The organism is uncultured Granulicatella sp., from assembly GCF_963528195.1.
In the GTDB taxonomy this organism is placed as follows: Bacteria; Bacillota; Bacilli; order Lactobacillales; family Aerococcaceae; genus Granulicatella.
Window position 1 is genome coordinate 75912 of the sequence record NZ_CAURVN010000004.1, and the last position, 11821, is coordinate 87732.

Sequence of the window (11821 nt, forward strand, 5' to 3'; positions counted from 1 at the left end):
CAGCCTCAAAGTAAGGAGTGCGTTATGAAAAAAATTGCAACGAAGGTATTCTTGATTAGTGCAAGTTTGCTAGTATTTGCAGCCTGCTCTAATACAAAGAAGAGTGCTGAAAAAACTGTTCAAGAAGTACAAGATACCTTACCTGTGGTTGTTGATCATTTAAACAACATCCAAACTTTTGAAGCCAATTTGCAAAGTGATTGGGAAGATGATATCGCTGATGATTCGACTCTAGCAAATTACGCTAAGAAAAAAGGTAAAGTTTTTGATAATCTGCAACAAAGAAAAGATATTCAAAAACAAATTACTAAATCTTTAAAAGTGATTCGTGACGATGCGTCTCACCTTAGTAATTTACAAGACAAGGACTTGCCAAGTGTTGAAATTAAAATTGTAAGTTCAAACTTGCAAAAAATTGTCGAAAGTATAACAGATTATATTAAAAAATCTGAAGAACAATTGAATAATGAGCAAAAGTTCTTTGTTGAAATATCTGGAAATAAATTATCTAAAGATGATTTGAAAGATAAAATTAAAGAATTAAACGAAGCGGCATTGGAACGTCAAAAGATTCTAGAAGAAATTAATGAGCCTCTTTCTGCAATCGATAAACCAATCCGTATCTTAAAAGCTCGTTTAAATGCTAGAAAGGAGTAAGATGCTGATGAAAAAAATCGTAAGAATCATGCGTGTTCTTCTTCTAGGAATAGTTGTTCTACTCTTCCAATCTGTTCGTGCTGAAGAAGAAGTAACACAAAAGTTAACATTAAGAACCTCTAGCTTATTAAAAGTTCCAGTAAACTTCCCTACAACTAGTAGTTATGATTCTGGCATTAATATTCCATATCCCAAAGACGGTGTAAAAGGAATTTATGTACAAGCTTTTAGAGCAAAAGGTGAAGAACTAGATAAATTAGTTCGTTACGTAGACAAAACAGACATTAATGCTGTTGTCGTGGATGTTCGAGATGGTTATGGTAAAATTACAATGCCTTTAGAAACCGATAATCAAACAATCCAAAACAATACTGTTAATGAAATTACAGACACAAAACAATTACTGAAAACTTTGGAAAAACATCAAATTTATCCAATTGCTCGAATCGTAAGTTTTGGGGACCACTTAGTTCCTTACCAAAATCCTGATTTAACTTTCCGTACACAATTTGGTACTGTTTGGGAAAATGATGAAGGTGAAGCTTTCTTAAATCCATTCCTAAAAGAAAATTGGGAATACATTGCTGAAATTGCAGTAGGTGCTGCTAAAGCAGGATTTAAAGATATTCAATTAGACTATGTTCGTTTCCCTCTTGGATTTGAATTAGTAGAAAAATACTTAGATTACGATTTAGGTGATTATAGTGATTATACAGATATGGATGAAGCACGTATCGCTGCAGTTACTGATTTCGTATCATTCGTTCGTGAAAAATTAAAACCATATGGTGTTCACCTTTCTGCCGATATTTTAGCGCATGCGATTACTGCTTCTAAAATTGGTGGAATCGGTCAAAAATTCACGAATATCGCAGATCATGTAGATGTGATTTCTCCAATGATTTTCCCAAGTCACTGGGTAAATGGAGCTTTTGGGGTAAAAGATCCAGACAAGCAACCATATGATATTGTGACTCAATATATGAAAATTGAAAATGGATATGTAAAAGAATTAAATCCATCTCCTACTTCAAGACCATGGATTCAAGCATTCACAGCTGATTATTTAGGAGAAGGAAACTTCCAATTGTATACAGCTGATGTAATTAGTCAAGAAATTAAAGCTTTAAAAGAAGCTGGAATTAAAGAATATTTACTATGGAACGCAGCCAGTCAATATTCAACAGAAATTGATTTTTAAGACAAAGAAAAGACAGAATCAAAATTGATTCTGTCTTTTTTATACCCCAAAGACTTTCTATACAGGAAATTTTGAGACTAAGGCTCAAAATTTAGCTATGAACTTCGCTTCGCGAAGTTGCTAGCGTCCTAATACTACTATTTCAAGAAAGTCTATTAAACATTGTATACAAACTTCTTCAAGACCATTTTCGTTAATCCATCCGCATCATTCAACAATGCTGAACCATTACTTGTACGATCCACTAAACTTAAGTCCATTGGACGAATATCTTTCATTTCTCCATTTGTCGATACAATAACATATTCTTGTTTCGAAGTAATATTGCCATCTAAATAAACCACACGATGGGGATTACTCTTCAATTCTCTTAAAACCATTAATCCTCTCTTAGCTCTTGTAAGCATTGAAACTTCCAACACATTGAAACGTTTCACCGCTCCACGTTGAGTCGCTAAGAAAGCTGAAACGACTTTAGTTTCTGGACTATATACCATTGCTCCAGCAACAAAATCATCTTTTCTTAAATTAATCGCCTTAACCCCACTTGCAACAGTCCCAACAACTGGAACTTCACTTAACTCATAACGTAATCCAAACCCACAATGCGTTACAATAAAGATTTCTTGTTCTTGATTTGGAACGAGTTCAATCGATACCACTTCATCTGTAGCAGTTTTTAACTTAATCGCATTACTTGTACGAGTTTTATAGCCTCGATACGTATTAAATTCATTCAAAGCAGTTTGTTTTACAAGACCCTCTTTTGTAAAGAATACAACTGTCCAGTCTTGGTAAGCATCATTACTATCTTTTTCTTTCACCATGCCGGCTAAAATAATTTCGTTAGTCGCTAGAGAAATCGATTGGCTTAAATGATGCCCTACATCTTTCCATTTCGCTTCAGGAATTTCATGAACTGGTAAATGTAAATAATTCCCTTTAGACGTAAATAACACTAAACTATCTAACGTTGATACTTTTTGAACTAGTAAAACTTCGTCCCCTTCACGCAATCCATTCTCTTCAGGAGCACTTGAAGCAAACGAACGTGGACTAACTCGTTTGTAGTATCCTTGTTTTGTAGCTACTACATACACTTCTTCTTCCGGAATTAAAATCTCTGTTTCGATTTTAATTTCTTTAATTTCAGCTTGAATTTCTGTTAAACGAGTTGTCGCATATTTTTTCTTTAACTCACGTAATTCTTGCTTCATCACTTGTAATAACGTTTTTTCCGATTTTAAAATACTTGTTAAAGTCGCTACACGTTCATTTAAGTCCAATTTTTCTTCTTGTAAAATGGTAATATCTGTATTCGTTAAACGATATAATTGCAAGCTGACAATTGCTTCCGCTTGAGTCATCGTAAAATCATAGGTTTCGACTAATTTTTCTTTTGCATCTTTTTTATCATTACTATTACGAATTAATGCGATAACTTCATCTAAAATCGATAAAGCTTTCATTAAACCATCTACAATATGCAAACGATCTTGCGCTTTATTTAAGTCAAACTGTGTACGTTTTGTAATGACTTCTTTTTGATGAGCAATATAAGAATCTAAAATTTTCTTCAATCCAACTTGCATTGGACGTCTAGCATCAATGGCCACCATATTGAAATTATAATTAATTTGAAGTTCGGTATTTTTAAGTAAATAATTTAAAATCCCTTCAGCATTTGCTTCTTTCTTTAATTCAATTACAATTTGTAATCCAGTACGGTCTGATTCATCCCTTACTTCAGCTATACCTTCGATTTTTTTGTTTAGACGAATTTCATCAATCTTCTTCACTAATAATGCCTTATTCACTTCATAAGGAATTTCAGTGACAACAATTTGACTCTTTCCACCTTTAATGGATTCAATCGATGTTTTAGAACGTACTACCACTTTTCCTTTTCCAGTTTCATACGCTTGTTCTAATTCATCAATCCCTTGAATAATCGCTCCAGTTGGAAAATCTGGTCCTTTTACAAATTGCATTAATTCTTTAACCGTTGCTTTAGGATGATCAATGGTATGAATTGTTGCATCAATGACTTCCCCTAAATTATGCGTTGGAATTTCAGTTGCATAACCAGCAGAAATTCCCGTAGCACCATTGACTAGTAAATTCGGGAAACGAGCTGGTAAAACAGTTGGTTCTTCTTCTGTATCGTCAAAGTTTAATACAAAATCAACCGTTTTTTTATCTAAATCACGTAATAATTCTTCAGAAATTTTTGATAAACGAGCTTCCGTATAACGCATGGCAGCAGCAGGGTCTCCGTCCATACTACCGTTATTCCCATGCATTTCTACTAAAACATCTCTTAATTTCCAATCTTGGCTTAAACGCACCATCGCTTCATAAACAGATGAATCACCATGAGGATGATAATTACCAATTACATTACCAACCGTTTTAGCAGATTTTCTAAATTGTTTTTCGCTCGTATTTCCTTCTACAAACATCGCATATAAAATACGTCTTTGTACAGGTTTTAATCCATCACGAATATCTGGTAAGGCACGATCTTGAATAATATATTTGGAATAACGTCCAAAGCGATCGCCCATTACATCTTCAAGATTTAACTCTTGGATATCTTGTTGCAAGCTCATATTATTCCTCCTCCATTAATAGTGATAATTGTTCAACAGATGATGGAGAATTTACATCTTCTTTTGTAGCTTTCGAAACTTTTGGCTGTTCATTCACTGTTAAATGACCTTCTGTTTCTAAAATACTCTTTCCATCTTCTAAGCTAAATTCCACATGACTTTCAATCCATTTTCTACGTGGTTCAACTTTATTTCCCATTAATGTACTTACACGACGTTCCGCTTGTGCTTTATCATCGATTACAACACGAATTAGTGTTCTGGACTCAGGATTCATCGTTGTTTCCCATAATTGGTCTGCGTTCATTTCCCCAAGACCTTTGTATCGTTGTAGTAAATATCCTTTACCAACCTTTTTAATTTTTTCTTCTAATTCTTTTTCAGTCCAAGCATATTCTACGACTTGTTTTTTACCAGTTCCTTTTGAAATCTTGAACAATGGTGGTAACGCTAAATAAACTTTTCCTGCTTCAATTAATGGTTTCATATAGCGGTAAAAGAATGTTAATAGCAACACTTGAATATGAGCACCATCGGTATCCGCATCGGTCATAATGACAATTTTATCGTAATTACAATCTTCAATATTAAAGTCATTCCCTACTCCAGCACCGATAGTATAAATGATTGTATTAATTTCTTCATTTTTTAAGATGTCTGATAGAGAAGCTTTCTCGGTATTAATAACTTTTCCTCGTAATGGTAAGATTGCTTGGAATTTACGGTCACGTCCTTGTTTTGCAGAACCGCCAGCAGAATCTCCCTCTACTAAGTACACTTCATTCTTTTTAGGATTTTTCCCTTGAGCAGGTGTTAATTTACCAGATAGAAGGGTTTCTTTTTTCTTGCCTTTTTTCCCATTACGGCTTTCTTCTCTTGCTTTACGACTCGCTTCACGGGCTTCTCTTGCTTTTAGAGCTTTACGAATTAATTCTTGAGCAATTTCACCATTTTCTGTTAAGAAGATGCCTAGTTGTTCAAAAATCGTATTATCGACAATACTTCTTGCAGCAGGAGTTCCTAATTTATCTTTTGTTTGTCCTTCGAATTGTAAAATCTCTTCAGGAACACGTAATGAAACAATCGCAGTTAACCCTTCACGAACGTCACTACCTTCTAGATTTTTGTCTTTTTCTTTTAATAAACCAACTTTACGAGCATATTCATTAAAAGCTTTTGTTAAGGCAGTTTTCATCCCAACTTCGTGAGTACCACCATCTTTGGTACGGACATTATTAACAAATGATAAAATCGTTTCAGAATAGCCATCATTGTATTGGAAGGCAAATTCTGTTTCTACTCCATCAATCGTACTATTGAAATCTACAATTGGAGATAAAGTATCTTTTTCTTCATTTAAATATTGAATAAAATTACGAATTCCTTCTTCATAACAAAATTCATCACTTTTATCTGTTCTTTCATCCGTTAATGTAATGGTTAATCCTTTTAATAAAAATGCAGATTCACGTAAACGTTCCGCTAATGTTTCATACGACCAAACAATTGTTGAGAAAATATGTTCACTTGGTAAGAAACGAACAGTTGTCCCAGAACCTTTACGATTCGTTTTTTCTTTTTTGATCGAACTAACTTTTTCTCCACCTGTTTTAAATGTTTGAGTATATAAGACGCCATCTCGTAATACTTCAACTTCTAACCAATCAGATAAGGCATTTACTACACTGGCCCCAACCCCGTGAAGTCCTCCAGATGTTTTATATCCACCTTGTCCAAATTTACCACCAGCATGTAAAACGGTAAAAATAACTTGAATCGTTGGAATTCCTGAAGCATGTTTTCCTGTTGGCATTCCTCGCCCATTATCTCTAACAGATAGTGAGCCATCTTTATGAATTGTGACATCAATCTTACTTGCATATCCAGATAAAGCTTCATCGACTGCATTATCGACAATTTCATAGGCAAGATGATGCAATCCACGATGGTCTGTTGAACCGATATACATCCCTGGACGTTTTCGAACGGCTTCTAAGCCTTCTAATACTTGAATTGAATCATCATTATATTGGTTAGTGACTTTACTCATTCACGACTCTCCTTCTTCCTATTTATAAAACATATCTACTCTATCATACTTAATTTTTCAAATATTGCAAGAATTCTTCCTATCTCCCTTTAAAATCATACTAATTTTTTAAAATTATGCTATAATCAGTGAGTATAATTTAAATTTAACAGATAAAGGAGAAATACAGATTTATGCTATCCATTGTTTTAGGTGCTACGATGGCATACTTATTAGGATCCATTCCTTCTGGATTATGGATTGGACGTAAGTTTTTTCAAATTGATATTAGACAACACGGAAGTGGAAATTTAGGAGCAACAAATTCTTTTAGAATTCTTGGTAAAAAAGCAGGAAGTATTGTTTTACTGATGGATCTTTTAAAAGGTTCGATTAGTGTTCTTTTGTTAAAACAGATGGATTTACATGGAGTTTCCCCACTGATTATTGCGTTATTTGCTGTAATTGGTCATACGTATCCGTTATTTGCAAACTTTAAGGGTGGTAAAGCTGTTGCTACTTTTGCAGGAATTATTTTAGCGTATAAACCAGAATTGCTCATTCCTTGTTTATTTTTATTTGTTATTATTTTAGGGATTTCTAAAATGGTAAGTTTTTCAAGTATGGTCACTATTTCTATTGGTGTACTAGCATCGCTTTACTTCCAAGATATGGTTTTAACAACGATTGCTCTAATTGTTGATATTTTTATTATTTATCGACACCGTACGAATATTCAAAGAATTTTAAATGGTACAGAACCTAAAGTTGATATTTTTAAGCGTAATAAATAATTTAAAAACGTAAAAAAAGATAGGATGAAAAATATTTTTTGTTTGTGAGATCGCCAGTAGCCTCTTCAGCGGGTCTCATGACTTTCACTACAAAAAATTTTCTTCCTATCTTTTATATTTACATTTTTCTACTAAAAATTTCGAATACACAAAAAAAGTCAAACTTTTTGAGTTCCCTTCAACTTCAATGACTAACAATCAACCCCTGTTTCTCAAGAACTTTTAATGCTTTTTGGACGGTTGCAGGATTACATTCTTCCCTCTCTGCTAAAGTCCTTATGGGAGGCATTATTGTACCGGTACATACTTACCTCTTAAAACAGTTGCTCTTATCACAGATGCTATTTGTAAATATGGATACATATTCACTTAACCTTTATTAAAGTAAAAGAAAGCAAAGGCTACAAATATTGGGCAACCAAACATAACCTTAACACAATAGCTGAGTCTGTTATCTTTCTCAGAGAACAAGGTATTAAATCCATTAAGCAACTTGATGAGTACATCCAAAAAGCAGCCGATGAAAGGCAAAATTTACAGGATAAAATCAAGGTTATTGATAAGGAAATGGAACAGTTTATCCACTACGATGGAGCAAGTTCATATTGTCAAAAATATCGTGCCTATTACAAAAAATATAAGGTGAATCCGTCTGATAGGGCATTTTTCGAGGAATACAAAGCTCAGATCCCCCTCTAGGAAACGCTCTTTCTGAACTTAAAAAAGTCTTATTCCAAGCTTCCAAATTCAAAGGATAATTTAGCTGAGCTTAATAAATTACAAGAAAAAAAGAATACTATTATGCAGGAGTATTCTTCCTCAAAATCGACTATGGAAGAGCTTTACAAGATACGAAAAAATTATGGGATTTATATGGGTAAGGAGATAGAGAGATAGTTTTCTCCTCCATCTCTACTATTCCAACCACACTATTATAAATGGTATATATCTTCAATATAATTTTTTTCAAAATCTTCAACATTTAATTTGTACGTATTGAAGTAATTTTGAATTGTTTCATCCGATAACGAATTCAACTCGTATATTTTAATTTCATTTACAAATTTTTTCAAATTATCCTTTAGTTTTTTCAACCCATTTTTTCTCATCACAAAAACTTTTTCATTAAAATCTGCATCATATGCTAATTTTTTGGTCGGAATAATCATTATACGTAAAACATCAACAAATTCTCCATATTCATCTTTAAACCAACCACAATGATTATTAAATTGCCCAGCTTCAGACTTATTTATGGCATTTCGATTTTCATCCACTTCACTCTTACACTCAAAAAATACATATTTTTTTTGCGAAACACACCACAAATTATCTGGTCCCTTTCTGATTTCTTTGTCAGGTCGTTGGCTAACATAACCTAAAATTTCACCTAATTTTTTTAATGCAGATTCAAATTTTTCAGCAGCAATACCAAAAGAAAGATTTTCTATTACTTCATTTATATAAAGATTAAATTCCTCAAAACTATCATATTTACTAATATTTCTTTTGAAATTAATCATTCTATTTTCATCCAAAAAAGAGATTTTAGAATATGCAATCCCATCTTTTGGTTTTAATAAATGAGGATTTTTTCTAAATGCAGATCTTTGAAATGTTTCAGATTTTTCTGTTGAATACATATAAGCATATCTTGCCATCTGCTCCAAATACCACCCTTTTTCTAGATCATCACTAATGAAATTATCTATAAACTTTTGTGTCCTTTCTACAGCAAGTTCATATTCTCCTTGAGAAAATATTTTTTCTAATTCATTTTCTTCTGCATATCTTTTGTAAATTCTATTTTCTACACTCTCTTGAACTATTTCGTTCATTTCACTCGTGTAATATTCTTTCCAACCTTCATCCCTTTTTAAAATTTGATTTATTAGTGAAACAATTTGCTTTATAGGTTGGTCATCTTCTCTAATATCTTCCTTTGCCATTTTAGCAACTTCAAAACCAATTTCTATTTGTTTTTGAGTCTGAGATGAAAAATACTTCCTTGTTAAGACTCCTCTCATAAATTTCTCTATATCAGAGCCTATCACAAGGATAGCACAATAGTCTTTTTCTCCACGAACAGCTCGGCCTATTCCCTGTTCAATCTTTTGTGCTATTTTTTTATTTATAATTTCGCTATTAGGACAACATTTTTCTTCATATCTATCGGAATAGTTATTTAGAAATGGCATAGAATCCATTATTAAAACTCTACAGCTTTCATCTGGTAAATCAATGCCTTCATATCTATTATTTATTACAACAGTTTCTCCAAATTTACTTTTTCTTAAATCGTCAATCACAGAAAATAATTCTTCGTTATTATTAGGAAATTTTGAGCCTAATTTGTTGTAATAAGTAGCTCTTTTTGTATTTGGAACAATAGCAACAATTCCAAATTCCTTAGTATTCATCGATGCAAATTTAGTTGCAACTAAATCTCTATCACAGGTCTCATCTATTAACGATGGCATCAATACCATCTTTTCACCAGACCATCGTAATTTGGGATATACGATTGGATTAGTTACTGCATCACTTGAAAAATTTAATCCTTTGACAAAGAAAATATCTTCTTGAGTAGTTGCAGACATTAAAATCCTTCTATTAGCTCTTGAAAATGTTCCAAATTGCTCAACATTAACACTATACGGTGAAATTTCAATTCTTTTTCCTGATACAAAGCATGAATATTCTATTATTCTATCTTTCATCAATGGCCACACAAATTGAATTTCGTCTATTGAAGAATATTCAGATAGGATAGATAACAGTTCCATCCTTTTGCTATTCCACGCCCAATAAGGAACCATCATAAAAGTATCATATTCTCCTGCTTTAATATCTAAATAACTTCCTTCTCCCTGTTCTATTAAATCATCTGAAAATACCGTTAGTATCTTATTGTAAATGGTTTCATTATTTTTCCTGCTTATAGTTACAGTAAACGAATTCTTTAATACATCTATACACGCATGAGAATCGTCCAAAACAATTGTTCCTGTTTTTGTACAGTTATTACCTATTCCAAAAATTGATTTCCCATTAAATATTTTATGTGCATGAGTTATTAGTATTTTTTCACCTGATAAAAATTCATTCGGAATAGTGTTATTCCTATCTATAACACAAAATGGAATCCCGAACTTCTCTGCTTCATCACAAACTTGTTTAACTAGATAAATATTTGGACAAACATATACACAAGGTCCTTCTCCTAAATTAAGTGCTGATTGTAGCATTAACAAACCAATTAAAGTTTTTCCTTCTCCAGTATGTAGCTTTACAATAAGATCTCTTTCATCTTTTCTATTGTTATACCACTCATTCAAAGCATATTCTTGAACAGGTCTCAAAGGACCAGCAATACTCTTTCTATCAAGCGTATTATATAAATCAATAGGATTGGTAATTTTTGACTTACATTTTAAAGCAATTTTTTTCTTAAAATCGACCATTTTTAATACCTCCATTTAATTTTATCATTCTCATTTATTTTCATTTATTAATAAAAATGTATCCCATAAATAACGAACAAGAGTTATACTTGCCCCAACAGATAATTCTGCATGTCGTTTTGTTAATCCATTAAATTTTGCAGAACGACCATGTCCACTTCCATAATGATTTCTTAATTCAATTATTCCACTACTTAAACCATTAAGATTACCTGTAATTTGTTTCACAATTTTTTCTTCTTCTAAATCCATCGCCACGCCTTTATTGGGAATATTCAATGAACTTAGAGTTTGTTTTACAAGCTGTCCCATTTTTATTGAATCTTTTATAATTTCACCAGTGCTTTCAATGATTGTTTTACAACAACTTTCTAGTAATTCTTTTGATTTTCCTATTGCTTCTGTCGGATTTTCATTACACATTGCTACCATCAAATCTATTTGCTGATTCATATATTTACTAGAAAATTTTTTCTTTAACTCTTCTGATACTTTAGAAAATTTCTTAGAATTTTGTTTTTCTCTTTCAATAATTTCCTTACACTTATCATAAAGAGATTTGTATGTGCTTCCGCTATAAGCTCTATCATCTGATTCTATTTCTAAGGAATATCTCACTTCATAGTATTCCAGTAAATTATCCAATAATTTTACTACCTTATCATTATCTCCTTCATTTATAAATTCATTTAATGACTTACCCTTCGATAAATTATATGTCTCACACAAAGCTATTCCTACACTATTCAATGTGAATTCATCAAATCTATATGTAGAAAAATCTAAAACATACCCACCTCTATTTAACAAATCATTAAAGTATGTTCTTTCAATATAACTAATCATAAATTCCTCCAGTTCATTAAATTATTCCAACTTATATTAAGAATTGAACTTAATGCACTCTACTATTTCCTCAATATCACAATCCAATGTGTTGCAAATTCTAAGCAAAACATCCATAGTTACATATTGCCCATTCTTCATTTTATAAAATGTGCTTTTACTTACTTTTGCCTTTTCCATCAATTCATTATTTGTCATATCTAAATCAATTAGTTTTT

Annotated in this window: 9 protein-coding genes and 1 pseudogene; 4 read left to right on the top strand and 6 right to left on the bottom strand. The window is 32.2% G+C overall.

Features of this window, described 5'->3' with window-relative positions; genetic code table 11:
* Nucleotides 1–24: 24 nt before the first annotated feature.
* Entirely contained in the window at nt 25–657 is a 633-nt protein-coding gene (locus tag RWR88_RS02465; RefSeq protein WP_314450500.1) for a YkyA family protein, read from the top strand.
* A 7-nt stretch (nt 658–664) separates the two neighbouring features.
* Nucleotides 665–1858 carry a putative glycoside hydrolase gene (locus RWR88_RS02470; RefSeq protein WP_314450502.1) on the top strand — a complete coding sequence of 398 codons (1194 nt, stop codon included), beginning with the start codon at nt 665–667 and terminating at the stop codon, nt 1856–1858.
* Between the two features lie 155 nt (nt 1859–2013).
* Here the strand turns inward: RWR88_RS02470 and parC are convergent, their stop codons facing one another.
* Both parC and parE read right to left on the bottom strand, forming a co-directional pair.
* Nucleotides 2014–4470 (bottom strand): DNA topoisomerase IV subunit A, encoded by a 2457-nt coding sequence (gene parC, locus RWR88_RS02475; protein WP_314450503.1) that lies wholly within the window; start codon nt 4468–4470, stop codon nt 2014–2016.
* 1 nt (nt 4471) lies between these two features.
* Nucleotides 4472–6520, bottom strand: coding sequence for a DNA topoisomerase IV subunit B (parE, locus tag RWR88_RS02480; RefSeq protein WP_314450504.1), 2049 nt, complete (start codon nt 6518–6520; stop codon nt 4472–4474).
* 173 nt (nt 6521–6693) lie between these two features.
* Here parE and plsY point away from each other — a divergent pair, with 173 nt between their 5' ends.
* The gene (gene plsY, locus RWR88_RS02485) at nt 6694–7293 is read left to right on the top strand and encodes a glycerol-3-phosphate 1-O-acyltransferase PlsY (RefSeq protein WP_314450506.1); all 600 of its coding nucleotides are present in this window, start codon (nt 6694–6696) and stop codon (nt 7291–7293) included.
* 184 nt (nt 7294–7477) lie between these two features.
* On the opposite strand, the gene RWR88_RS08690 is transcribed toward plsY, so the two are convergent.
* Nucleotides 7478–7582, bottom strand: coding sequence for a helix-turn-helix domain-containing protein (locus tag RWR88_RS08690; RefSeq protein ID WP_369011004.1), 105 nt, complete (start codon nt 7580–7582; stop codon nt 7478–7480).
* A gap of 92 nt (nt 7583–7674) precedes the next feature.
* Between RWR88_RS08690 and RWR88_RS02490 the strand changes: the two are divergent.
* Nucleotides 7675–8190: pseudogene (locus RWR88_RS02490) on the top strand (endonuclease); the annotation flags it as partial.
* 35 nt (nt 8191–8225) lie between these two features.
* Here the strand turns inward: RWR88_RS02490 and RWR88_RS02495 are convergent.
* The 3 genes from RWR88_RS02495 to RWR88_RS02505 all read right to left on the bottom strand — a co-directional run.
* Nucleotides 8226–10757 carry a DEAD/DEAH box helicase gene (locus RWR88_RS02495; protein WP_314450508.1) on the bottom strand — a complete coding sequence of 844 codons (2532 nt, stop codon included), beginning with the start codon at nt 10755–10757 and terminating at the stop codon, nt 8226–8228.
* A gap of 30 nt (nt 10758–10787) precedes the next feature.
* Nucleotides 10788–11603, bottom strand: coding sequence for an abortive infection family protein (locus RWR88_RS02500; RefSeq protein WP_314450510.1), 816 nt, complete (start codon nt 11601–11603; stop codon nt 10788–10790).
* A gap of 36 nt (nt 11604–11639) precedes the next feature.
* Nucleotides 11640–11821: helix-turn-helix transcriptional regulator (locus tag RWR88_RS02505; protein ID WP_314450513.1), on the bottom strand; the 182-nt coding region annotated here is incomplete at its 5' end.

Coding starts and splice junctions, on each gene's coding strand:
- RWR88_RS02465 (WP_314450500.1), top strand. CDS start 25: ATGAAAAAAATTGCAACGAAGGTATTCTTGATTAGTGCAAGTTTGCTA.
- RWR88_RS02470 (WP_314450502.1), top strand. CDS start 665: ATGAAAAAAATCGTAAGAATCATGCGTGTTCTTCTTCTAGGAATAGTT.
- parC (WP_314450503.1), bottom strand. CDS start 4,470: ATGAGCTTGCAACAAGATATCCAAGAGTTAAATCTTGAAGATGTAATG.
- parE (WP_314450504.1), bottom strand. CDS start 6,520: ATGAGTAAAGTCACTAACCAATATAATGATGATTCAATTCAAGTATTA.
- plsY (WP_314450506.1), top strand. CDS start 6,694: ATGCTATCCATTGTTTTAGGTGCTACGATGGCATACTTATTAGGATCC.
- RWR88_RS08690 (WP_369011004.1), bottom strand. CDS start 7,582: ATGCCTCCCATAAGGACTTTAGCAGAGAGGGAAGAATGTAATCCTGCA.
- RWR88_RS02495 (WP_314450508.1), bottom strand. CDS start 10,757: ATGGTCGATTTTAAGAAAAAAATTGCTTTAAAATGTAAGTCAAAAATT.
- RWR88_RS02500 (WP_314450510.1), bottom strand. CDS start 11,603: ATGATTAGTTATATTGAAAGAACATACTTTAATGATTTGTTAAATAGA.